This is a genomic window from Lachnospira sp. CLA-JM-H23, assembly GCF_040096425.1.
In the GTDB taxonomy this organism is placed as follows: Bacteria; Bacillota; Clostridia; order Lachnospirales; family Lachnospiraceae; genus Lachnospira; species Lachnospira rogosae.
The window spans coordinates 15,996-42,132 of the sequence record NZ_JBBMET010000011.1 but is presented as its reverse complement, the minus strand read 5'-3'; the positions used below and the strand labels follow the sequence as shown (position 1 = coordinate 42,132).

General features: G+C 36.5%; 19 protein-coding genes, 1 pseudogene and 1 riboswitch. Of the genes and pseudogenes, 6 read left to right on the top strand and 14 right to left on the bottom strand.

The genetic code is table 11. The annotated features are described in order from the left end of the window. Nucleotides 1–273 precede the first annotated feature (273 nt). Nucleotides 274–1,773: a serine hydrolase gene (locus WMO42_RS13115; protein WP_055306822.1), complete on the top strand. Its 1,500-nt coding sequence runs from the start codon at nucleotides 274–276 to the stop codon at nucleotides 1,771–1,773. 200 nt (nucleotides 1,774–1,973) lie between these two features. On the opposite strand, the gene WMO42_RS13110 is transcribed toward WMO42_RS13115, so the two are convergent. From WMO42_RS13110 to WMO42_RS13090, 5 genes are all read right to left on the bottom strand, one after another. Then, nucleotides 1,974–3,143, bottom strand: coding sequence for a DUF3880 domain-containing protein (locus tag WMO42_RS13110; protein WP_070101497.1), 1,170 nt, complete (start codon nucleotides 3,141–3,143; stop codon nucleotides 1,974–1,976). A gap of 703 nt (nucleotides 3,144–3,846) precedes the next feature. Continuing rightward, nucleotides 3,847–5,142, bottom strand: coding sequence for a 3-phosphoshikimate 1-carboxyvinyltransferase (aroA, locus tag WMO42_RS13105; RefSeq protein ID WP_055306824.1), 1,296 nt, complete (start codon nucleotides 5,140–5,142; stop codon nucleotides 3,847–3,849). 30 nt (nucleotides 5,143–5,172) lie between these two features. After that, on the bottom strand, nucleotides 5,173–6,549 hold the full coding sequence (locus WMO42_RS13100; protein WP_022503056.1) for a citrate/2-methylcitrate synthase: 1,377 nt from the start codon (nucleotides 6,547–6,549) through the stop codon (nucleotides 5,173–5,175). 215 nt (nucleotides 6,550–6,764) lie between these two features. Next, nucleotides 6,765–7,388 (bottom strand): GNAT family N-acetyltransferase, encoded by a 624-nt coding sequence (locus WMO42_RS13095; protein WP_055306825.1) that lies wholly within the window; start codon nucleotides 7,386–7,388, stop codon nucleotides 6,765–6,767. After that, on the bottom strand, nucleotides 7,381–7,926 hold the full coding sequence (locus tag WMO42_RS13090; protein ID WP_349192507.1) for a YcxB family protein: 546 nt from the start codon (nucleotides 7,924–7,926) through the stop codon (nucleotides 7,381–7,383). Before WMO42_RS13090 ends, WMO42_RS13095 begins: the two co-directional genes overlap by 8 nt. Nucleotides 7,927–8,065: 139 nt before the next feature. On the opposite strand from WMO42_RS13090, the gene WMO42_RS13085 reads away from it, so the two are divergent. After that, complete coding sequence (locus tag WMO42_RS13085) at nucleotides 8,066–8,857, top strand: SDR family NAD(P)-dependent oxidoreductase (protein ID WP_349172153.1); 792 nt, start codon at nucleotides 8,066–8,068, stop codon at nucleotides 8,855–8,857. A gap of 20 nt (nucleotides 8,858–8,877) precedes the next feature. Continuing rightward, nucleotides 8,878–9,927 (top strand): tRNA-dihydrouridine synthase family protein, encoded by a 1,050-nt coding sequence (locus tag WMO42_RS13080; RefSeq protein ID WP_055177234.1) that lies wholly within the window; start codon nucleotides 8,878–8,880, stop codon nucleotides 9,925–9,927. 72 nt (nucleotides 9,928–9,999) lie between these two features. Here WMO42_RS13080 and WMO42_RS13075 read toward each other — a convergent pair whose 3' ends face one another. The 7 genes and pseudogenes from WMO42_RS13075 to WMO42_RS13045 form a co-directional block, all read right to left on the bottom strand. After that, nucleotides 10,000–11,328 (bottom strand): M18 family aminopeptidase, encoded by a 1,329-nt coding sequence (locus WMO42_RS13075; RefSeq protein WP_055177225.1) that lies wholly within the window; start codon nucleotides 11,326–11,328, stop codon nucleotides 10,000–10,002. A 117-nt stretch (nucleotides 11,329–11,445) separates the two neighbouring features. Next, nucleotides 11,446–12,711 carry a hypothetical protein gene (locus WMO42_RS13070; RefSeq protein WP_055306829.1) on the bottom strand — a complete coding sequence of 422 codons (1,266 nt, stop codon included), beginning with the start codon at nucleotides 12,709–12,711 and terminating at the stop codon, nucleotides 11,446–11,448. A gap of 125 nt (nucleotides 12,712–12,836) precedes the next feature. Next, on the bottom strand, nucleotides 12,837–15,113 hold the full coding sequence (locus tag WMO42_RS13065; protein ID WP_349192503.1) for an EAL domain-containing protein: 2,277 nt from the start codon (nucleotides 15,111–15,113) through the stop codon (nucleotides 12,837–12,839). 119 nt (nucleotides 15,114–15,232) lie between these two features. Beyond that, entirely contained in the window at nucleotides 15,233–16,420 is a 1,188-nt protein-coding gene (locus tag WMO42_RS13060) for an MFS transporter (RefSeq protein ID WP_349192501.1), read from the bottom strand. Nucleotides 16,421–16,521: 101 nt separating this feature from the next. After that, nucleotides 16,522–16,791, bottom strand: a pseudogene (locus tag WMO42_RS13055) (sodium:proton antiporter); the annotation flags it as partial. A gap of 155 nt (nucleotides 16,792–16,946) precedes the next feature. Continuing rightward, nucleotides 16,947–17,046, bottom strand: a riboswitch (Fluoride riboswitch). A 228-nt stretch (nucleotides 17,047–17,274) separates the two neighbouring features. Further along, nucleotides 17,275–19,008, bottom strand: coding sequence for a methyl-accepting chemotaxis protein (locus WMO42_RS13050; RefSeq protein ID WP_349192499.1), 1,734 nt, complete (start codon nucleotides 19,006–19,008; stop codon nucleotides 17,275–17,277). A 54-nt stretch (nucleotides 19,009–19,062) separates the two neighbouring features. Continuing rightward, nucleotides 19,063–20,325 (bottom strand): extracellular solute-binding protein, encoded by a 1,263-nt coding sequence (locus tag WMO42_RS13045; RefSeq protein ID WP_022503067.1) that lies wholly within the window; start codon nucleotides 20,323–20,325, stop codon nucleotides 19,063–19,065. Nucleotides 20,326–20,841: 516 nt separating this feature from the next. On the opposite strand from WMO42_RS13045, the gene WMO42_RS13040 reads away from it, so the two are divergent. Both WMO42_RS13040 and WMO42_RS13035 read left to right on the top strand, forming a co-directional pair. Further along, nucleotides 20,842–21,282: an Hsp20/alpha crystallin family protein gene (locus tag WMO42_RS13040; RefSeq protein ID WP_055177205.1), complete on the top strand. Its 441-nt coding sequence runs from the start codon at nucleotides 20,842–20,844 to the stop codon at nucleotides 21,280–21,282. Nucleotides 21,283–21,827: 545 nt separating this feature from the next. Then, a complete protein-coding gene (locus WMO42_RS13035; protein ID WP_349192495.1) occupies nucleotides 21,828–22,805 on the top strand; it encodes an AEC family transporter in 978 nt (325 codons plus the stop codon). A gap of 869 nt (nucleotides 22,806–23,674) precedes the next feature. On the opposite strand, the gene WMO42_RS13030 is transcribed toward WMO42_RS13035, so the two are convergent. Further along, complete coding sequence (locus WMO42_RS13030; protein WP_090140439.1) at nucleotides 23,675–23,986, bottom strand: hypothetical protein; 312 nt, start codon at nucleotides 23,984–23,986, stop codon at nucleotides 23,675–23,677. Between the two features lie 152 nt (nucleotides 23,987–24,138). On the opposite strand from WMO42_RS13030, the gene WMO42_RS13025 reads away from it, so the two are divergent. After that, complete coding sequence (locus WMO42_RS13025; protein WP_349192493.1) at nucleotides 24,139–24,372, top strand: hypothetical protein; 234 nt, start codon at nucleotides 24,139–24,141, stop codon at nucleotides 24,370–24,372. Between the two features lie 83 nt (nucleotides 24,373–24,455). On the opposite strand, the gene WMO42_RS13020 is transcribed toward WMO42_RS13025, so the two are convergent. Continuing rightward, nucleotides 24,456–26,069 (bottom strand): recombinase family protein, encoded by a 1,614-nt coding sequence (locus tag WMO42_RS13020; RefSeq protein ID WP_009255332.1) that lies wholly within the window; start codon nucleotides 26,067–26,069, stop codon nucleotides 24,456–24,458. Between the last annotated feature and the right edge of the window lie 68 nt (nucleotides 26,070–26,137).

Here is a 26,137-nt window from a genome sequence, read left to right as displayed (position 1 = left end):
AATAACAATTTAAACAATAATAATCCGTATACTATTACATTTTCTTAATATTACTATCCTTCCTGTGAATTTATACTACATTCTATACCTCAATAATTCCTTACATTATATATGATTTGAATACATTTTTGAAGTTTAATTTTAAAAAATTATATTATCATATAGACAGCTGATACATTTTGACACTCTCATATTTGTATTGTAATATATATTATATTAAGCTTATTAATGAACGAACACTTGTAAAATAATTAACCAACGGAGGATTTAATTATGCAGACTAAATTTAATTATGTTAAACCAAGCGAATGTAATATCGACTACCACAATCTTATTAATTATGCAAAACGTCTTGAAAATCAGGATATTCCTATGCACAGCCTTATAATTATGCGTGGAAACAATATATGTATGGAAAGCTATTACAAGCCTTACGACAACAATTCACTTCACCGTATGTTTTCTATGACAAAGTCTTTAGTATCTTTGGGCATTGGCTGTCTGTATGGCGAACACAAGTTATCATTAGATGACCATATTGTTGATTATTTTAAAGATAAACTTCCCCAAAATGGAGCTTATGATTATATGAAAATGCTTACTATAAGGGATATGCTTACTATGAGAACGTGCCACGACAGCACCACTTATAAAACTGCTGGCATAACCGACTGGGTGGGCTCATTCTTTACAGTCAAGCCTGTTCACGCACCTGGCACACAATTCTCTTATGACACTTCATCAACTCACGTTCTTGGTGCTCTTATCGAAAGACTATCTGGAATGAGACTTATTGACTATCTTAAAGAAAAGTTCCTTAATGAACTGGGATTTTCTGAAGATACATTTATTCTTCCTGACCCTTGTGGAATTCCTATGGGCGGTTCTGGAATATGTGCAAGACCTGTTGATATGCTTAAAATAATCTATCTTATATCTAAAGATGGTGTATACAACGACAAGCAGCTTATTCCAGCAGATTACATCAAAGCCGCACGAATGAAGCAGAGCGACCCTTATGGAAAGAGCGGTACATTGGAGGAAATGCAGGGTTATGGTTATCAGATATGGATCACACGCAACGGCGGATATGCCCTCTATGGTATGGCGGGACAGCTTGCGCTTTATGTTCCTGATAAGGACATCTATATGGTAACAACCGCTGATACCCTTGGACGTCAAGGCGGCGTACAGTGCATATATGATGCCTTCTGGGAAGAAATCTATAATAAAATCGATGACGAAACATCTGTTAATAACGAAACTGATGCACAGCTTGCAGAATACAATACCTTTATTAACAGCCGTGAATTGTTCTGCCTTAAGGACAGCACTGCTTCCTCATATGAGAATTTAATCAATAATGTTACATATGTATGTGATGAAAATGTATGCAAAATGACCGCTGTAAAAGTTACAATTCATAATGCAGACAATGCCTGCACGGACACTAATAACACTACCAGAAAATGGGGAACAATAACCTATACTAACGAAACAGGCACACATAGCATTGACTTTGGATTTGGTTATAACATCGTATCTGAATTTCCTATATACAATTTCAGATGTGCTGCTTCTGCTGTTTGGAAATGTGACAATAACCTTCTTATTAAAATACAGATTATAGACTCTGCAATTGGCAACCTCTATATATCTTTATCTTATAAGGATAATTATGCTTCTGTATTCTTAAAAAAATATGAAGAAACATTTTTCAATGAATTCAATGGTGTGTTTGGTGCAATTAGCAGCTTACAGCAAACTGATTGAATATTATTACAATAACATAACTAACAAATCATATAATAAAATGACATAGCGGCAGTGATTTATTAGTTCACTGCTTCTATGTCATTCTTATTACAATCTTTAATTATTATAATACCAGTGGCGGTATTTCTTTTTAACTATCACATCATATTATAATGATAATACTCACGCCTTACCGCAATCGTGATAATCACATTTTATTAATAATTTACTATATCAAGAATTGTGGCAATTCTCTGTATATAACTGTGCTTTTGTTTAACTATGTTATAGCCGTTGAGTGCAATCAGTCTGCGCTCATCTTCGTGTGCCAGATAATATTCCGCTTTACGGCAGCAGTCATTAATGTCCTCATAATACACAATATCTTTTCCATTTTCAAAATAATCCGGGAGTTCCACCTGAAAATTCGTAAGCAGAAAACCTCCTGCTCCTAATATATCCCACACTCTTAATGGTATGCCCGTCCTTATATTTCTTATTGTCATATTAAGATTAATTCTCGAATTGTTAAATACGAGAGGCATATGTGTCATATAAGCTACTGCACCCCTATAGTCAACGCCTTCCAGCTTACTGTCAATCGTGTCTGTATACAAGGCAGTATTATGACCCCTTAACGTCTTTGACAACCTGTTAAGCGTACTTACACGTTCTATATTAGCAAGCTTAAAGCCCAGAAATGTAGACTCAAACACAAGCCGTATATCAGAAAATGCCCTGTCCCCCTGCCTGAAATCTATTATCTCCGACAATTCCTTTAATATATCTACTGTCAGCAAATCGTCTATTATGTTATCCCCAAATATATTAAGCTGTGCAAGCATTGCCGCATCAAAATACCCCTTCATATATGGCGGCAGTTTATCTTTAATATCATCATAGGAATTCTTATGATACATACTTCCAACGAATGAAACATCAGCCGCAAACCTCTGCCGATCTTCTTTGCTCTGCCGACCAATCAGCTTATCAAGCCTTTCTGTATTAACAGCAAGCGGAAGATAGTATACATTTCGGACACCCATCTGCTTTAATTCATAATAAAAGAACTTATCAAATATAAATATATAATTACACGAATTAAATACAGACTGGTGATAAAGAGATATAAGTGGACTGTCTACTGTCCATGCAATATACTTCTTTCCAAGCTTTTCACATACATCTGATATATGCGGAAAGTAGTTAAGAGAAAATACTATATCATATTCTGAAATCACATCTGATATCTCTTTCATATCGTGTTCTTTATAGCCTGTGATACTGTTACTGTTGACAGGCTTTTCTTCATACATATCAACGGTATGTCCGAAATATTCAAACGCTTCAGCTACATCGCTTTGATTGTATACTTTCCATTTGTACATTAGGATTTTCAAATTGGGGGTCACCTGCTTTTCTTTTAATTTGTGGGAGTACTTTACAAAACTTTTGTGGTGGCGGTGGTGGACGGACGTTGTGCGGCATTAATATATTACCGCTGGGCACGCTCCCGCTACTTGAAGCCGCAGCGGACACTAAGCGGCTAAAGGACAGCCGCTAAGTGCCGGCGGCTTCAACAGTACCCAGCTTGCAATATATTAATGCCACACAACTGCGATTGCCAGCCGGAAGTTTTGTAAGTGCTTGCCGTAATTTATTTCGTGGAGTGGGGCTGTTGTTCTCTCGGCTAAGTAGGACTTATCAACGTGTGTAAATTAAGCAGTACCCAGATATAAGGAACGAAAAAAATCAAGGGAGGGTGGCTGGGGTGAGGAGATGGTCCTTTAAACATATTGTGATATTTCTTAGGCTTTCCCTCTACGTCCAACAGCACTCGTACAAGGATGTACGAGTGAGCGAATACGAAACACGGATGTTTCGTCTGAGCGGCTGTGTCCCTATCAACAACCTTCACGGAAAGTCTTAGAAATATCCAATCTGTTTACCTGACCATCACCTTATCCCAGCAGCCCTCCCTTTTTTCGAGCCTTATATAGTCCGGCTAATCCATAACCTCCAGCTTAACACCTTAATATCGTGCCTTATATCGTCCGAAATCCGACTAACCAAAAGCTGCCCCCTCTCGCATTACTCTCGTGTAGCCCTGTCAAGCACCTGAAAATAATCCTCAAAGGTCTTCGCACAACACTCATAATCATCAATTATAATGCCATCCACTCTGAGCCCGATAAGTGCAAATGCCATAGCCATTCTATGATCGGAGTATGTCTTTACAACGCCTGGTTTAATATGTCCTGGAAGAATTTCTATTCTGTCTCTTCCCTTCTTAATATCTATGCAGAGGCTGTTAAGTTCATTAGCAATAGCCTCTATTCTATCTGACTCCTGAAGTCTTATATGTTCAATATTTCTTATAATTGTTGGTGTCTTTGCAAATGGAGCAATTGCCGCAAGTGTCATTGTCTGGTCTGAGAAGTCATTCATATCTACGTCTACGCCATTGTATTCACCATTAGCAGGACCTGTAACACTTATTCCTTCATGCTCTTCCTCAACTTTACAGCCTAACTGCTTTAACACCTCAAGGAACTTCATATCTCCCTGCATTGAAGTATATCTTACATTCTTAACAAGGGCATAACCACCTGTAAGTGCTGCTGCCGCATAGAAATAGCAGGCTGCTGACACATCAGGTTCAATCTGATATGTACCTGCAACATAATTGTCATCAGCAGGTATCTGATATACAGCCCCTTCGTGTACAACCTCACAGCCGAACTGCTTCATCATATTAGATGTTATTCTTATATATGAGCCATCTGTCTTCTTGCTTGTAATATTAATCTTAAGACCACTGTCAAGCATTGGTGCTGTCATCATAAGTGCACTTAAGAACTGTGTACTCTCACTTATGTCAATTGATACCTCTGCCTTAGGCTTATTACCGCCAAAAGCTGCACCTGTTACCTTTACTGGAAGATGTCCGTTTTTTTCAAGGAACTCAAAATGTGCTCCCATATCTTCAAGTGCATTAAATAAAGGAAGCATTGGTCTTTTCTTCATCTGCTCAGAACTTTCTATTGTATACTGTCCATCAGAAAAAGCTAACATTGCCGTAAGAAATCTTGCTGCTGTTCCTGCACTGCCTACATTGATAACGCCCTCTTTCTTAGGAATATTGCCACCATGTCCTTCTATGATTGCATATTTGTCAACTTCATTTACCTGTATAACATAACCTAATGCTATAAGACTTGAAAGAAAATGTCTTGAATCATCGCTGAATAACACTCCATTAAGTCTGCACTCTCCATCTGATAACGCTGCCATAAGAAGTGCTCTGTTCGTAATACTCTTAGAACCCGGCACTTCAACAACACAGTTAATTGGCTTATTTAACTTTCTTACCTTATATTGTGACATTTTGATTAATACCTCTTTAATTGCTAATTATTATTTGCGTTCTTCCATCTTAGGATAATCCCTATGCCAGCCTACATACTTATAAGCAGGACGAATAATCTTTCCTGCATTGACAAGCTCTTCAAGACGATGAGCACACCAGCCTGAAATACGAGCTGTTGCGAACATAGGAGTAAACATTTCTTCTGGAATACCAAGCATTGAATATACAAATCCACTGTAGAAATCGACATTGGCACATACCGGCTTGAACATTTTTCTTTTGTTCATAATAAGCTGTCCTGCTTCTTTTTCTACTGTCTCATAAAGAGCATACTCCTTCTCCATTCCCTTTTCAACAGAAAGATTTTTCGCAAAGCTCTTAAGTATAACTTCTCTTGGGTCAGAATTAGTGTATACAGCATGACCCATACCATATATAAGACCTGCACCATCAAATGCTTGTTTATCAAGAATTTTATTAAGATATGCACAGATTTCTTCTTTATTATCCCAATCCTTGCAGTTAGCTTTTATATCAGCGAACATTTCCTGAACCTTAAGGTTAGCACCACCATGCTTAGGACCTTTAAGGGAAGCGATTGAAGCTGCCATAGCTGAATATGTATCAGTTCCTGATGATGTTACAACGTGGTTAGTAAATGTTGAGTTATTACCACCACCATGCTCTGCGTGGAGTACAAGACAGATATCAAGAACCTTAGCTTCAAGCTCTGTGAACTGTCCATCATCTCTTAACATATAAAGAATATTCTCTGCCGTTGAATATCCCTTCCTAGGATTCTTAATCATAAGCGTTCCGTCTAATTTAAAATGTCTGTATGACTGATACGCATATACTGTAAGCAAAGGCATCTTAGCTATAAGCTGTAACGACTGCCTTAATACATTAGGAATTGATATGTCATCCGGATTTTCATCATATGAATAAAGGCTTAAGATACTTTTCATAAGTGAATTCATAAGATTAGTACTTGTTGCCTTCATAATTACATCTCTGATAAATGCACCTGAAAGTTCCTGTAAATCAGCAAGTATTCTAAGGAAACTGTCAAGCTGTTTCTCTGTAGGAAGATTACCAAATAAAAGAAGGTAAGTTGCTTCTTCAAAACGGAATCTATCTCTTGTAGAGCCTTTAATAATATCCTGGACATTATATCCCTGAAAATATAACTGTCCATCGACAGGTATCTTTCTACCATGAACATTCTCATTACCGCATACATCAGATATTTCTGTAAGTCCTGTAAGAACACCATTACCATTGCTATCACGAAGACCCCTCTTAACATCATATTCGATATATAAATTCTGGTCAATGGAGCCTGATCTTGTACACTCTTTAACGAGTTCTTCAAATTCACTTTTATCAACCGTTGTTAGTTCCATCATTTCCTGATTGTTCATTGTAATCCTCTTTTCTGCGCAATCTTTAGTACCTGCCTGATAAATGCCTGATGCGCTAGACATATACCTGCCAGAATATGAATAATTATACATATTCATACGTCATATTATGCGATAACTAATCATATTTTGTCAATTAGTACACTTATTATTTTTAAGGTGTTATTACATTTTCAAAAGATTATTAACTCAATCAGAGCTTTTACTTATTATTATTAATGAAATCTTACATTCATATCCACGAATTCATCTCCGAAGAAATCTCTGTATACAGTATCTGTTATCTCATCCATATAGTCATCTTCTACTTCATCGCCTGCATACAATATTCTATATTCATTACCAAGGAAATAACAGCTTGTATTGCTTAATTTCATTCCATTCTTCTTATAAAAGCCTATTCTCTTAATCATATAATCCTTAGCTGCACCCTCATCTGCATAGTCAGGGTTTTCAACCTCAAGCATTAAGAGCCTGTCATCATTTACTGCAATATTCTTTAACTCCTGTAAAAATGTTGAACCTAAATGCTTTGAACGCTTATTCTTAACTATCGCAAGATAATCAAGAAGATATACATCTTTATTACTGCATTTTATAAAATACGCATATCCTGCAAGCTCTCCATTATCCTCAAACATTCCATATACAAAATACTGTCCTTGCTCTCTCTTTCTTAACATCTGACTAAGAGGCTTAACCTCTGATGCCGGAAAGTCTGTTACTATATGTTCATTATATATGTCTGTAATCTCGTCAGCCTCTAATATTCTTATGTAAAGACCATTTGCATTATCCTGTGTATCTGTGTTATTAATTCTAACGCTTATATTATTCATTAATATTCTCCTCATCATCCCTAAGTCCCATAACTGCTGTTGCAAGTTCGATTAAATCTTTATATGTCCCTTCAACAAAGCCTTCCTTATTAATTACAAGGCAGTCATCAGCAGACACAAAAAGATATATATTTTCCGTATCCTGATTCCATTTAATTATATCGTCCCAGCTGAATGTGTCCTTGTCGTCTTCCTCATCGGTTACAACAATATATTCTGCGTCGATATCATATGTAAATGTAATTCCAACCATTCTTGAATATATATTATGGTACTTTCTTTTATTGCTTCTGTCCATTCCAATCATTCCTATATAAAGGAATACAACCGCAGCACACGCATAAAATATTACCATAAACCAGTCGGCTTCCTCGCTCCCCATAATCTGGAATATAAGATATCTTATACAGCCCATTCCAAATAAAAGTCCGAAGATGTTGTATATCATTTTAAATATTTTGTACTTATTATTATCAAAATTGCTGGCTCTCATTGCCGCATCAATGTACTCTTGTTTAAATAAGGTTCGATTTTTCATACTTCTCTCCTATTGTTTTATGTTATAATGTTTCTATTGTAATGCAGTCCATTTAATTTTACAAGTGGAGTAATCGTGTCTGTGTGCACATGACACTAAACTGTTATTCTTTAATCTGTGCGCAGAAATGAGGTTTAATATGAATAATATTAATAATTCCAATAAATCCAGCCGTGCCGTTGCCTGCATAACTGGTGCAAGCTCTGGTATCGGCCGTGAAATGGCAAAGCTTTTAAGCAAGAAAGGCTATGACCTTATCCTTGTATCTAGAAATACTAAAGAAATGCTTCTTCTCTCACAGCAGTTATCTACAAGATGTGAAATAATAACCTGTGATCTATCTGATGAAAATGCCTGCATTAAGCTTGGCAGGACATTGGCAAAGAAGGATATATATATCTTCATTAATAACGCTGGATTTGGCGACCTTGGAAGCTTTGATAAAACAAGCCTTAATAAAGAATTATCTATGATTAATGTAAATATCAAGGCAACCCATATTCTTACCAAATATATGGTTAAGACTTTCAAGAAAAGAAACCGTGGTTACATTATGAATGTGGCTTCTAGTGCAGGACTTCTTCCGGGAGGTCCATATATGTCTACTTATTATGCTACTAAAAGCTATGTGACAAGTCTTACAAGTGCCATTAATGAGGAACTCCGTGAGGCTAAGAGCAGGGTTCACATATGTATGTTATGTCCCGGCCCTGTTAACACCAACTTTAATAATGTAGCTAATGTAACCTTTGCACTTCCGGGAATATCAGCCACTTACTGCGCTTCTTATGCATTAAGACAGATGTTTCGGGGCAAAGTCACAATTGTTCCTACTCTAATGATGAAGCTTGGCACAACTGTGGCAAAATGTGTACCTAGACAAATGGTTACTGCCATAACTGCAAGACAGCAGAAAAAGAAAATTATGTAATGTACAGGAAATGAGGAAATATGTCTAACACCAAAGTATATCTTGCCCCTATGGAGGGACTTACGGATTATATGTTCCGTAATGCCTTCGATGAATTCTTCGGAAACGGCAAAATTGACAAATATTTTATGCCATTTATATCACCTAACCAGACAGAAAAATTTCTAGCAAAGGAAATGCGTGATATTGACAGAAATAATAATTTAATCAATTCAATACCACAGATAATGACTAATAATTCAGAGGATTTCATATGGACAGCCCATATGCTTTTTGATAACTTCGGATATAATGAAATTAACCTTAATGCAGGCTGTCCCTCTGGAACAGTCGTTTCCAAATCAAAAGGCTCAGGAATGCTTGCAGATACTGACAGGCTTGAACGCATACTTTATGAAATAATGTCCGATAATTACATTCAGGACAACAATATAAAAGTATCTGTAAAGACACGTATCGGAATTGAATCACCTGATGAATGGTACAATATTCTTGAAGTATATAATAAGTTCAGCCTTGAGGAATTAATTATCCACCCAAGAGTAAGAACTGATTATTACCGTGGTGATGTTAATAAGGAAGCTTTCAGGCTGGCAATTAAAGAAAGCCGCAACCCTGTATGTTACAATGGTGACATATTTACTCGAAATGATTATATTGCATTTCTTAAAGATTATGCTTATACAGATGAAAATAGCAAATCACCACTGCCACACTGCATAATGCTTGGTCGCGGACTTGTCGCTGACCCAGGACTTATCAATGTACTTATAAGTGATAATCCTTATGAATATGCAAGAAACCTTAAAGAGGATAAAGATAATATGCGAAAGCTCCATAACTATGTGTATGAAGAACGCCTTAAGATAATGTCAGGTGATAAGCACGCTATCCACCGTATGAAAGAAATGTGGTGCTATATGGAATACGCATTTGGTGACTGCAAAAAAGAAGCCAAGGCTATTAAAAAGGCTCAGAAAATGAGCGATTATAAAGATGCTGTAAATGTATTCTTTACTAACTGCCATTTATCTGAGCCTGCACATATTCTATTTTCCAAAAAATTCTAACATTAAAATATATATTATATTCTGTATGATTAATATATATTTACATATATCAGTTATTAAACTATTAAATTACTATCTTAAAAATACGCCTGTCAGTGCCTCTATCATATAAGTTGTATCTTTCACACCTGCTGTTTCATATGCTGAGTGCATTGCAAGCTGTGCAAGCCCTATATCGACAGTATTAACTGATACGTGTGAATTAGATATATTGCCAAGTGTTGAGCCGCCGGCTATATCCGACCTGTTAGCATATGTCTGGTATGGGACATTTCTTTTGTCACATATGTCCTTGAATATGGCATAAGATACACTGTCAGTCGTATATTTCTGATTGCCATTAAATTTAATAACAATTCCTTCATTCATATATGGTCTGTTTGTCAGGTCTGCCTTATCTGTGTGGTTAGGGTGTACAGCGTGTGCATTATCAGCAGATACCATATATGATGAAGCTATTGCCATCATATACTTTTCCCTGTCCAGACCATAAGCTATGCTTATTCGTTCTAACACATCTGATAAAAATGTAGAGTCTGCTCCCTGCATAGTTGTGCTTCCGACTTCTTCATTATTAAATACACAGCATACATTTACTTTATCATAATCATCTGAAATCTCACCCAATGCCTTAATATAAGCCATTAAAGATGAATACGCACATTGTATGTCATCTAATCTTGGTGCTGATATATATTCATCGTTGCAGCCCCATATTCTGCCTTTTTCCCTGTTATATAAGAAAAGTTCTGTTGTAAGGCTTTCATCTGCAACGCTTTCTTTATCCTTGTCTTCAGATTGTATACAAGACTTTATATACTCATCAAAGTTATCCTTGGCATTAATATCACCAAATAAAGGAAGCATATCCTTCTGTGGGTTAAGACTTGTGTTATCATTGACACTACGATTCATATGTATTGCAAGGTTAGGTATTACAAGCAGGTCCTTATCTGCATTTACAAGATATTCTTTAATGCCTGACCTGCCAATTGCTACTGCATATCCTGCAACTGACAATGGTCTGTCAAGCCACGTTGACATTATCATTCCGCCGTATTTCTCTACATTAAGGCTTATGTAATGTTTATCTGTTGTTATCTCTGGATTTTCTTTTATCTTAAAAGATGGAGAATCACTGTGGCTGGCTGTTATATTATAACCCTTATAGCTTTCTGCCTTTGGCATATTAAAAGCTATAATTGAAGAACCACCTCTTATTACATAATAACGTCCTGACGGATTAATCTTCCAGGCTTTACCCTCACTTAAGCGTATAAATCCGTTTTCATTAAGAACTGCCGCTATATTATTAACAACGTGGTATGGACTTGGACTTTTATATATAAAGTCTATCAACTGTTCAGAGTCTTTCTTAAACTGTTCATCTGTAAACTGCATTTTTTACATCTCCATTCCAACTATACATTTTTATTCAGTGCCTGTTTTTTATTTATTTCTTCTGAATTTCCCTGTACTGTTTCTTTGTGCTATTTTTTTACTTCTTTAATGATATTTTTATTTCTTTCTGCCTTTCCTTATCTTTCCTGCTATATAATAATAGATACCAACCGCTGCTGCTATCATTACTACAATAACAATAACCCTTACTGGCATGCTCATATTTAATACATTGCTATGCGAAGCATTATTAGTGCTTCCTGTCTTAATAAGTCCATTATCACTGCTCTCTGTACTGTTATCCTCTGAACTGACAAGCTTCTGCTCATTCTCATATGGATTATCTACAGAATATGTCTTTCTTACATAATTGTCAGGCTTTAAATCTACTGTATAATCATACACCTCATTTCTTACAAAATTATCTGTATTAGCAGCAGAAGTTGAATAAAGATTCATTCTTTCACCGGCAACAGCCTTGCAATATGCACGTCTGTCTGTATTATCCTCAAAAAATGTTATCTTTCCATTGATTGTATTGCCTGCAATATCAGCAACATAACTTCCCGTAACTGGATATAATATATAAAGTCCTGTGATTCCGCCTGAATGAACATATCCATGTTCTGATATATAGCCGTCAATATTAACTATGCAGTCATTTACATTGATATAGCCATCGGCATATATACCACCCATAAACTGCTCATCTCTGTCAGCAGAATTCTTATCTGCATCTGTACATACAAGTGTAACATCTGCCTCACAACCACTTATATTTCCGTTACCAAAGCCTGCAATACCCGCAGTTCCCCACATAGCTGCTGTTGATTTGAGGGATACATAACCTTCCACTTTACAGCCTGTGATTGTCGTATTATCCATATAACCTGCCAATATAGCAGCTAATATGCTCTTATTACGATTACCATCCTCATTCTCGCTTATATTTACATATGCACCTTTTATATTAAGATCCTTAATAACCGCATTCTTCGTTATCCCAAAAAGTCCGGCATAATAAGTATCATATTCTTTAAGGTTGCCATCATAAGCCTTTTCTGTAACATCTGTAACAGTATTAATGTCCATATTGTAAAGTGTATGTCCATTGCCATCAAATGTTCCACTAAAATTCCAAGGCTTCCAGCCGTCCACCCCAAATACTGACATATCAATATCAGCCATAAGGACATAACTGCCATCACTATTCTTAGAGGCTTCCAACAAATCCTTTGAGGTTCTTATCTCTATAGCCGATGTGTCATTATCTGCTGCGTAACACACAGCATTTTCTGGCTGATATACTGCCAGTACGCCTATTACTGCTGCAAGAACTGTAATTAACATTTTCCAATTCTTCTTTATTGTGCCTGTTATCATATATATCCTCATTTCTACGCACATTTTGGCTTATATAACGCTTGTATCAAGTGCGCCGTGACACTTACGCCTATCATTATATTAGGCTGCCACAAAATGCAGCAGCCCAGAATACAATTTACTTATTACTTAATGTTATACTTCTTCTCAAACTCATCAACCGGTATTGGTTTAGAGAAATAATATCCCTGATACATATCACACCCCATCTCTACTAACATATAGAGCTGTTTTTTTGTTTCAACACCTTCTGTTATAACTTTCATTCCAAGCTTTCCAGCAAGTGTTATTATACTTTCAAGAATATCAAGCCCTTTCGCCTCATTTTCTGAGGCTCTTAAGAAGCCCATATCAATCTTTAATACATCTGCACTTATGTCCTTTAACATATTAAGTGATGAGTATCCACTTCCAAAATCATCAATCTCTATATTAAATCCGTAGTTCTGCAAAAGCCTGATTATACCCATATTCTTGTCAAAATCGGACATTAATGTTGTTTCTGTAATCTCTATATTAAGATTAACAGGGTCAATGTCATATTTATCAACAAGCCCGACAAATGTTTCGTATACATCCACAAGATAGAAATCCTTAGTCGATATATTAACCGATATGTGATACTGGTCTTTTCCCTCTTTCTTCCATTCTCCAAGCTTCTTAGCTGCTTTATCCCACATATATCTGTCAAGCTTATATATAAAGCCTGTCTTTTCAAGAACATCAATAAATATTGCCGGAGATAACAGTCCTCTTTCAGGGTGCTGCCAACGCACAAGTGCTTCTGCTCCGTATAAATTACCGCTAGAGTCTACCTGTGGCTGTAAGTACATTTCAAACTCATTATTACTTATTGCCCTCTCGAATTCTCCTATAATTCTTCTTTCTTCAATAGAGCTTTCAAAAAGTCTTTCTGTATAATAAGCTATATTGCTCTTATATTCATTCTTAATAGTTTCACTTGCAAGATTAGCCTTATCACACATAATACTTACAGGCTCTTCCAAATCACTTATATCATAAACACCTGTAAAAATGTGCAGATGAAATGAACTATCTTTAAAATAATCCTGCATCCTGTGAATTATAGATAATATCATATCAACACTGAAACTCTTCTTAGGAATAAGCATAGCAAAACGGTCACTGTTAATTCTTGCTGCTATGACATCATCACTGGCATATTCTTTCATTATCTCTGCCTGCTTTACAAGAACTTCGTTACCTTTTTCTATTCCAAATAATTCATTAACGAACTTAAAGTCCCTTATATTACTGCATAACATACAATATGGCACATCTGCATTTCTATGAAGGATCTTGTATGTTTCTACATAGAACTGATCCTTGTTATAAAGTCCCGTAAGCCTGTCGTGGGTTGCTTTATACTTTTCTTTCTCAAGTGACTGTATGTCTTCTGTCTTATCATTAAATATAAAATAATCGCATACAAAATTATTCTTATCATCAAATATTCTCTTATATACAACCTCATAATATTTCTTAATATCGTGAAAAGATACTGTTGTTTCAGTCTTCATCGTATCTTTTCTGTCACTTCCACGCTCATTAAGCCATTCTGAATATTTTCTCTCAACATCAATATATTCTGTTCCAATATTATAAATATTCTTTAATATGTCATTACAGTATATACATCTTCCTCTGTTATCAAAGCACACAATTCCACTATTCATATCTTTAATAATAAGGGACAGCGTATTCTCTATAAGCTCATTAGGTATATATCTTAACGTGAAATAGTATATAAGCATACACATAATTCCGTATGCCGGCATAGACACATCATATATTGACTGTGACCTTATTGTCACAATGTCAAGAATAAATCCAATCAGAAGTGCTATAAATATTATCTCGTATCTGAAACTGTAGAACTTAGACGAGTTCGCTATCATAAACATAAAGGATAAAAGCAATAATAAGATAACAAGATAATTATATATAAAATGTGCCTTATAAAAGAAATTGGTCTTCACAAATTCTGTTACAATCTCATAATCATTAATCTCTGTTATAGTAAATATCTGATGATTCCATACATTGGCAATAAGCATAACGCTGTCTATTGCTGAAAAGGCAATCATTGCCTCTTTAATAATCTTAACTCCATGAAACAATCCTGTATAATATTGTGTGTAGTACATAAGAAGAATAAGAATCCAGTCAAAGCATATCAATGTAAGGCTCTTGCAAAACGTTGTGATAGTTATTCCTGGAACATATATATACACAAGAAATACTATGCCACAAAATGCTGCAACAGCTTCATATATAAATACTATCTTTGCCAGTCTGCCTTTCTTATTCATTGCTTTATATGAACATATTCCCATAAGAATAATCTCAATAGCAATTAACAATCCATACATTATTCTCATCTGTAATCTGCACTTCCTCACCGTCAGTATAAATATACCTCTTCACTACCATTATTATACATTTATATGCTTTAATTTGTAAATATAAAATCACATAAAATTATATTTCATATAGTCATTTATATATGTGTTTCTTTTCTTCTCATCAACACATTAGTTCCTGACATTATAAGCATACCAGCAGCGTTGAACGCTAATACAAGTATTGCCGCTGTCATTCCTATTCTGTCAGCAAGGAAACCTACTATCTGTGGTGTAACAATTCCGCCTAACGCAGCAATAGCCAGGAATAATGACATTCCTGTTGTTGAACCTTTAATTATATTGCCAACACTTGATACTGTTGTTGGATATATTCCCGCAAAGAAGAAGCCAAGTCCTGCAATAGCTACAGTAATAACTGCAAGATTATGGGTTGCTGTAAGTAATATAAAGAATACTGTTGTAGCAACGCAGTATCCAGATATAAGCTTATTCTTATCAACCTTTGATGATATCTTAGCTGTGAGAAGTCTTCCAAGCATAACCATTATCCAGGTAACCGATACAAGGTTGGTTGCATATGTACTGCTCATTATATCCATACTCTTAAAATATGTTACAAACCATCCATTTACGCAATTCTCAAGTCCAAGATATAAGAATAATAAAAAGCCCATTATATAAAAAATACTATTTTTATAAAACGGCTTTGCATTGCTGTCAGAAGCATTTTCTTTAGCCTTCTTAGACTCTAGCGGCCAATTATAGTCTATTCTCATCCACACATATAATATAACTGATAATGTTGAACCTATAATTATTGTATATGCAGCTGCTCTCCAGCCCAGACCAAAGGTTGTGTAAAGCGAAGTAATGAATGGAGCAATCAATGCACCTGCCGCAAATGTCATATGTAAAAGGTTAAGTGCGGCTGGTCTGCCGTTAGAATTATCATTAACAACTGCATTATTGATTATGCTTACTGAGCCTCTGCCTATTCCAATAAGTATAAATGCTGCATATATAACCGGCACTGGTGGAAGAAATGTTATAACAAGCAGCATTACTGGTATAAATGCTGAAAATATAACAATTGTTGCTTTTCTTCCTATTCGTGAAGCCATCGGCGGATTGACAAAGCTCGCAAGAAGATTGCCTATTGCAAATGCCGATAAAAAACCTCCTGCTACGCTGTAATTAATTCCTGCTTCTTCTATAATATATGGAAGTATTGCTCCAACTAACAATACCATTGCTCCATTTACAAAAAATGAGAAGTAGCACGGAAATAATAATCTGAATTGTGATTTTGCTTTAGTATCCATATTTTCTCCATTCTATTTTGTATTAAACTTCTTTTAACCACTATTAGCTGCTATGAGTCTTTCTTATTTCTAGTAAACTATCTGATTCATCCTAATTCTATCTAACTTTTCTTAAGCAGCTTTCTATAGGTCATATCAATGGCAAATGCACCAAGCGGTGCTGTTATTATTATTGCTAATACTGCTACTGTAAGCACTGTATTGCCACACGCAAGTCCCATTGATAATGGAACTCCGCCTATCGCCGCCTGAACGGTTGCCTTAGGTGTGTATGCAAGCATACAGAATGCCCTTTCTTTCAGCTTCAACTTAGTTCCTGCCATACACAAAGCGACTCCTGCCATTCTGAAAATTAACGGTCCTAATATAATACCTGTAAATAACATTCCAAGCAGTCCCGGCAGCTTTACCTTGCGGCATACCCAGCCTGCAGACATTCCAATTAACATTATCAGCGCTATACTTTTTAACATAACAATCCTCTTTTCTAAATAAATATTAGCGCAAAAAGAGCTGATAGCTCCTGCACTTTGCAGAAGTCATCAGCTTTATAATCAAGCGGTTATGAACGAAAAATTTGGCTATTTCTATCTCGTTCCTGGGAGAACCTCATTCCCAGTAATATTTCATCAACTTGTTAAGTATACAATATTGTTGGAATACTGTCAATATTCGTAGTAATATATAGGCTTTGAAAGGTAAATTTATTCTATAGTCTGCCCATTTTTTAAAACTGGCAGATGAAAATTGTAAATATTTATTATATGATGATGTCGGGGGCAAAAGCCCACGACTTTGATACCTACGAATTGTTCCGTGCTACGCACTCCCACAATTCTCCCCAATATTCAAAATCAGAACTTTGCAAATATGTTAGTACTATTCTTAAGATTCTGGGCAATACCCTTGTTTTCTATCATTTTATTGCTGATATTGACTATATCCTCAACAAGATCCTGTGTGCTTATAGCCGCATTATTAACTCCAGCAGCACCATCATCAACTACTGTTGTTATCGTATTGATGGAATGAGCTATTTCATCCATATTTTTCTTCAGGACATCTGTTTTCTCAACGAATTCATCCATTGCATTCTCTATATATGAAGCATTTTCTTTATATTTCACGCCGCCATCAACAAATGTCTGAAATTCAGGAAGAATAGTCTGCTGAAGATACGAAACCAGATTATTAGCATTATCCGATAGATTATTAACAGCAGCAACAACAACCGAGTTAATACTTTGTATCTTGTTGGCAGTTTCACGGCTTGAATCTGCTAACTGACGAATCTCATCTGCCACTACTGCAAAGCCCTTACCCGCTTCACCTGCTCTGGCAGCTTCTATTGAAGCATTGAGTGCTAACAGATTCGTCTGGCTTGATATATTAAGAATATCATTCGTAAGGTTATTTACCTGGTCAACGCTCTTACTATCTTCTATTGCCTTATTAAGAACATCTAATATATTCCCAACCTTTTCACCTGTCTGAACCATATTATATCTTGCATCACTCTCTATTTTTTCTGCATTTGCCTTCATTTCCTTTGAGAACTGATTAATATCATCTGACTTTATCGCTATAATCTCGACATCTTTTAGTATATTATCAGCATTATCATTAATAGTATTAACAGAAAGCCCTACATCCTGCATAGTTGCAGATAATTCCTCTGTCATAGCAGATAAATCAGAAGCACTGTCATTGGATTTGACAACACTGCCATCAACCTCAGCAACAACATTTTCCATATAGTTAGTATTCTCTATAATCAGCTTTAGTATTTCCTGCAGCTTATCCATAAAAAGATTGATACCGTTACCAAGGTCTGCTATCTCGTCATTAGATATGACTCTTACGCGCTTTGTCAGATCTCCTTCTCCATTATCGATTCCATCAATAATATCCCTGATATCTTTATTGGTTGCAATAATTGGTTTGATAACATACTTCATAACACAGTATATTGCTACAATAATTAATATAACGCTTATAATAATAACTATACCATTACTGACAAGTGAGCTTATATACACACTTGCAAGCCTTTCCCTTGCCTCAGAAGCTGTATCATTGGCATGTGTGCTTAGCACCTCAATATCCTTCTGGATTGCTGTGCTGCTATCACTTACGACTCCGTTAGCAATAGCATATGCTTCCTCATTCTTGCCTAAAGCACTGTATGCCATAATGTTTCCAAGTTCATATTTCATATTATTATAATTACTTACTAATGAATTATATGTATCCATATCATCATTCTGGACATATTTCTTATATTCGTCCAGCTTTTTCTCTAATTCTTCCTGATTATCATTAATCTCACCTACCACTGATATCATAGTATTAAGATCTGTTGCAATAATATGTGATAATCCAAGTGTATGAATAACCTGTATATCATTCTTTATTTCACCAAGATCTGAAACACTCATCATACAATTATCTGTTATATCAGCGGCATTAGAGTTAACAGTTCTTATATTGTTTATAGCCATAACATTACATATTATTGTTAAAGCACCTAGTATAAATACCGGCAATAATATCAGTGTCTTCAGGCTCGTCCTTTTTTTATTATTCATGCTTGTCCTCCAATCTTTTTCACATACAGTAAATCAACTTTGATCATCTTACTGCTACTTAACAGCAGAAGCTGTAATTTCATTAACTAATGTATCCATAACTTCCTGATCTGATAAACCACCGTTATTACCACTAAGTACGGTATTAGCAAACTTCTTACAGGCATCCCAGTAGCTGTTTCCTACTCTTTGCAATGTTCCATACTGGGACTGTGCAATGATTGCCTGTATTGCAGCCACTTTTTTGATTTCTTCTGATTCTGCTGCCTTACTGTTAGATGGTCCCTGATTTTTCTCTTTAAACCTAAGTTCCTGATTCTGCTGATTAGTCAGCCAGTCAGCAAGCCTGCATGCCCATTCTTTATTCTTTGAATAAGAATTCACTCCCATCATCTTATAGCCTGTAAATGAAGACATCTGAACTTCCTTTCCCGCAACTGTATATGTTGGCAGCTTACAGGCACCATAATTCTCTCCCCAGGCTTCCTTTACATTCATAACATCCCATACACCACTTATTCCTGCTATAACATCACCACTTTTAATGTGTTCAGCTATATCTCCGTTAGGCATACTTACAAACCCTGGATTAGCTGCTATACTATTGAGAGCCTGTTTTATAGCTGCTCCAGTTATATCACCTGTCTGCGAATTCCAGTTACATTCATTAGTTATACCATCTGGTTTAATAGAAAGACTAAGTCCTGTATTTCCGAAAAATGTATAAAGATACCATCCTGAATCAAACTCCATAGCAACTTTTTTATTGTTAGCTGCTGCAATTGACAACATTTTATCTAATGACTTAACATCGTCTTCTGAAAAATATTCTTTATTATAATACATAAAATATCCATTATCTGCTGTCATAGGATAGCCGTATAATGTATCATTCAGAGTCGCTGCTTCGACTGACTCCTTTACATTAGCTGCTGCTATTTCATCTGCATTGGGTACCTCTGTCAGAACTCCGCCAGCCGTTAATGATATAATCTGATCATCTGGAAATGAAAACACATCTGCACCATTGTGTACATCTGTAAGCATAACATCACGAACCTGTGAATCTGCCTGGATTTCAACCGTTATATCAAACTCTGCTTCATCTTTATATTGTTCCTTAAAGCTGTCTAGCATTTTGTTCATGACATCCAGACCATCCTTTTCTGTCCACACCTTTAAAGAGACAACTTTATCTGTACCACCTGATAACTCCTCTCTGTTGCCACCTGTTATACCTGCATTACCACATCCAGATAAGACAATAGAAGATATCAAGCCAACAATGCACAATTTCCTTGTTATTCTTTTGTTCATATTAATATACCCCTTTTGTATAAATTTACGTTCTTAATATACCGATTAGAATCTAATAATAAATGTAAAATCGAAATCACAATCCAATTTCCTTTAGATTACTTCACACGAATTTGACAAATCATAATAGAAATTTAATTAACGTACTAATATATTATATATGTTTTAGTATTTATAACAGTATTTGTCAATCATTTTACCTGTTGACAAGCTTATCCTGTACTGTCTTTTCAGTACTTTTGAAAATAGCAGGAATTGAAATAATTATAAACTATTTATAAATTATTAGCACTCGCCTATTGACAGTGCTAATAATTAGGTATATAACATAACCAGAACAAAGGAAAGGGAGTTAAGAAATAGTAATTAAGATAACACCATTCCAGATGTTCCAAAGAAACAAGGTAATAGTTCAGATGAATATGTAATCCTGGGGATTGGTTATTTATATATCCAATCTGAATGAACGAAAGGTTCAGCCGAACAAATAGTTTATTAAAAAAGGAGCGATGACTTATGTTAATGCCTAGTATTTTTGGAGAGAATTTATTTAATGATGATTGGATGAACTTCGGATTTCCTGAAGTTGAAAAAGCTTTGTATGGTAAACACGCCAGCCACGAAATGAAGACTGATGTCAGAGAAACCGATTCCGGCTATGAAGTTGATATTGATTTACCTGGCTTTAAGAAAGACGAAATCAATATACAGCTTGATAATGGATACCTTTCAATCAGTGCCGCTAAGGGTCTTGATAAGGACGAGCAGGACAAGGAAGGCAAGTATATCAGAAAGGAACGTTATGCCGGCTCTATGAGCAGAAGCTTCTACGTTGGTAATGCAATTACTCAGGACGACATAAAGGCTAAATATGAAAGTGGTATTTTAAGACTTTCTGTACCAAAGAAAGCTGCTGAGGAAATTGAAAGTGCTAAGAGGATTGCTATTGAGGGATAATCCGTACAGAAATGTGTGAATTGGACTAATTGATAGTGCACTTAGCATCTGTGACTGCTGTTGCTAATGTAGTCCTTAGCCAAGATATGAGTTGTAATTGAATAATTAAGAAATGCCAGTAACTAAGGTTGAACTTAGAGACTGGCATTTTTTATATTTTGCCATAACAAGATATCCATTATCCCACTCAACTACTTTCGTATATCTCTCCAATTTATCAGAAATGATAAAACGAACTCTTTGATTATTAAATTCAAAAATTGTACACACAGAACACCTAAAACGGAATATAATGGTGTGAACACGCTATTTTATAGGAGTTTGAGATGTTCGAGAATTGCGGGAATTGCATAGCAATGAAGCAATCCGGTTACATCAGCGAGTAGCAAAATTTACTTTTGACACTCTCATCATTTATATTGTATCATTAGATTTAATGATGCCGGTGTCAAAAATCCACGGCTTTAACGCCTACGGATTGTTCCGTGCTACGCACTATTATATTTAATTTTAGCAGAATCAGTATTGTGAAAATGGAGGGCAGTATGGCTATTGTTGTTGCTGAAAAAATAATTGAAATGGTTTTTATAATGCTTTGCGGAATAGTTCTATATAAAACTGGTCTGATTGATTATAAGACTGTTCCAAGGCTGTCAAACATTCTTCTTATGCTGGTTTCACCTCTTATGATATTCCAATCTTACCAGATGGACTTTGATGGACATCTTATGTGGGGGCTTGGTCTTACACTCATTGCAGCTTTAACAACATTTACAGTTATTATAATATTAACAAATATACTAACCAGAAATACTGAATATAGCAAAAACGGTATAAGTATAAGTTCTGATTATAACCTGCAAAAAAACAGAATTCCAGTTGAGAAAATTGCCCTTATATATTCAAATAGTGGTTTTATAGGACTACCTCTTATCAATGGCGTCATTGGCCAGGAAGGGGTTTTCTATATGACAGCTTACCTTACTGTATTCAATCTGTTATTATGGACACACGGCGTTATAGTCATGGGTGGAGCAGGTGACTTAAAAACTATATGCAGGAATCTTTGCACACCAACCATTATAGCCATATTCGCTGGTGTTATATGCTTCGTTACTGGCATAAAAATACCTGCTGTTATAGATAATCCTATTCAATACATAGCCAATATGAATACGCCACTTGCTATGCTTATAGCTGGTTCTAATCTTGCACAGAGCAATATTGTAAGCAGCCTCAAGAGCCTGCGTATGTACTATCTTTGTGCTCTTAAGCTCATCATATTTCCTGTAATCGGTATGATTATTCTTTATATTTTCAACTTCCAGAGCTTTGATTTTAATGTACCGTTTACCGTATTCATAGGAATGGCCTGCCCTGCCGGAGCATCTGCTATTATGTTTGCAGAAAGATATAACAAGGATTCACTTTACGCGACAGAAATATTCGTGCTTACAACTATATTGTCACTCATTACAATACCTTTGTTGTCAATATTTGCGATAAAGCTGTTTGGTCTGTAAGTGAATTATGAAGCCTGTCTGTAAAGTCTATCTATGAAGCACGTCTGTAAAGCCTGTCTATAAGGTATGTCTGTGAAGTCTTTTTATGAAGTCTTAGAACTACTTACTGGAATAATGATTTTGGCAAATACTTATGTATGCAGCACTTGCTCTTGACTGTCTCCTTGCAGTATCAGACTTTGACTTAACCTGTTTTAAACTTGGATATACACCCTTTTCCACTCTCTCAGATTTAACACCTATTTTCTTATAAATACATGCTCTAATAGTTTCTTGTGGATTATCAGGATGATATTAATGCAGATATTATCTGTAAAAAATTTGGCTTTTCCCAGTCTCACTTTTCAAGATTGTTCAAGCAGAATACAGGGGAATTATCTCTTTGAGAACTAGAATTATCGTTTTGATATCCTAAAAAGCCCATAAATAGGGGATTTATATCTGGTAGTGTTACATATCTGTTGTATGCGTAGCACTACCCACAGATTTCCAGAACTGCTCATTACTTTATTGAAGAAAGAATATTATTCCATCTCAATGCCAATGTTATTAAATGTGTCGACTTCTAAATCCGCAAGTATCATATTAACTCTAATATATCAACCATCCGCAACAAATGCTTACACCGCCGTAATACTAGCATTTTTAATTTTAGTCTCTGATAGGTTTTCATTCCACCTGACTGTACATTCTGTTTCATAATGATATTTTATAAAATCAATTTGAGCTTTGACCCGCACTTTTGCCCCTTCCTTATTAAGGCTTAGAAGCTCAGATGATATCCATTTAAACTTTGCCTCTTCATCAGATGGCCACTCATAGCCAGCGATAAAATCACAGCTATATAAGCACTTATCCTCGTGCTCAGCTTATATTTTTTCATCTGTTAAATCTCCCTTTATATTTCTACACTGTAAACGATATCCATGAATCCTGACAATACTTACTATAAGCAGTGCCAATACTACAATATAAATAATCAGGCTCATCATTACCGTGTCAGGAACTTTAAAATTAACAAATGCTATAATCAAGGCAAACACAATGTCGGCAGCAGCTATAAAATACCATTTATGTATATTCCGTTTATAATCTTTAATAAGTTCATTACTATTCATTCCCTTATCATTATAACCAGCATCAAGTTTATAAATGTTAATTGGCATTCTCTCATCATTCATTACTAATCCCTCCGCAAAAAACAACTGCTTAGTTACATATGTATTATACATTATTAATTTGTCGCTTTCTTTATAAAAAATATCACTTTACAATTAGAATTTAAGATATTATGCTATTTTATATTTAATATCATTAGATGGAAGTAAAATGTATGCCAAGACCTATAAAAGATTGTAATAATTTTGAAATAAACAGAAGTATCGTTTATAACGGAAAAGATATTAATTTTCATATGCCATCAATGAGTGCATGTATAAAACATTATGAGATTGGTTTTCAGATATCTGGCAGTCATCATGTATACTCAACTGATGGAGAGTGGGATATTCTCAGAGGATATGTTGGAACAATGCCTCTTGGATTACATCACCAGACCTTTTACTGATGTGTGATAAAGAAGTAATAGAAGTGTAAAAAATTTTGCCGTTCCTATCCGACACTTGCGCAGGGTGTCGGATAGGTCGGGCTTTATTCTTCGGGCAAGTCAATCTTGCCTACAAAGCTGTAATAAATATCAATGCGCTGGCGGCGTACTTCGTTCTCGTCATACTCACATTCATAAACAACGATTTTCTCCACCATTTCACGCAAAAGAGTGTGTGTCAGTTCTTCGATAGAAAGGTACTTGCGGACAACGCTCATAAACTTTTCAGCGTTTACCGTGGCTTCCTGTGCCTTGTCCAGCTCGCCCTGCAAAGCGGCGGCTCTGTCTTTCAGTTCCCGCTGCTCGGCTTCGTAGTCTGCGGACATTTCCATGAAACGCTCATCACTGATTTTCCCGTTTACATTGTCCTCATACAGACGCTTGATGTAGCGGGAAAGTTCTGCAATGCGGCTCTGCACCTGTTCAAGCTGCTTGGCTGCCGCCGCCAGCTTCCGCTTGCCGCCCATTTCATTCTGCTGGATAAGCAGCTTCACGAACCGAGCTTCGTGCTTCTGTGCATAGGCGGTCACTTTCCGCAGATTGTCCAGCACACCCGCCGTCAAAAGGTCGGTGCGAATGAAGTGCGCCGTACAGTCGGCGGTGCGCTTCTTATAGCTGCCGCAGATGTAGCAATCCTGCTTTCTCTTGTCGGTCTGATACCGCTGCTGGTACATCACATGACCGCAGTCGGCGCAGAACAGCAAGCCGGAGAACAAGCCCACATCATCGTAGCGGTTGGGGCGTTTGCGCTGCTTGCGTAACTCCTGCACCCGTTCCCATGTCTGCAAGTCGATGATTGGCTCATGGTGGTTCTCGAAAATCGCCTGTTTCTCAATGGGATTGTCTATGCTGTGCTTCATCTTGTAGGACGGTTTTTCCGTCTTGAAGTTCACAAGACAGCCTGTGTACTCCCGGTTTTCCAGAAGATGAACAACAGTATTGGTCGCCCACTTACATTCATAGCCGGGGTGGTAGCGGCGTGTGCTGCCTGTGCGCTGGTATTCCAGCGTCCCCGGCGTGGGGATTTGCTGCTCGGTCAGCATACGGGCTATCTTGGTAGGCCCGTTTCCGGCAAGGCAAAGCTGGTAAATCTGCTTGACTACCGGGGCGGCTTCCTCGTCAATGATGAAATTCTCGTCATCGTCCATGAGGTAGCCGTACACGGGCTTGCTGGTAACAGGCTTTCCGCTTAGACCTTTTGCTTTCTTAACTGCCTTGATTTTTTTGCTCGTATCTCTCACCATCCATTCGTTGAAAAGATTACGCAGCGGGGTAAAATCGTTGTCGCCCATTGCGCTGTCCACTCCGTCATTGATAGCGATAAAGCGGACGCCTTTCTGTGGGAAAAGCATTTCTGTGTACATTCCCACTTGGAGATAATTTCGCCCTAAACGTGACATATCCTTGACTATGACTGTGCCGACTTTTCCGGCTTCAATGTCTGCAAGCATGGCTTGAAACCCGGGTCTTTGGAAGTTCGCACCACTATAACCATCGTCCGTGTACCAGCAGAGATTGGTAAAGCCGTTCTGCTTGGCGTAGGTTTCTAAAATGCGCTTTTGGTTGGATATAGAGTTGCTCTCCCCCTGCAATTCATCTTCATGGGATAATCTCGGATAAAGGGCGGTAATAAGGTTTTGGGTTGTCTGTCTTAACATGGTTTCCTCCGTTTCTGACAGCCAGCCCCACTATTCCGTACTTCGATTGTACCACATGGCGGGGCGGC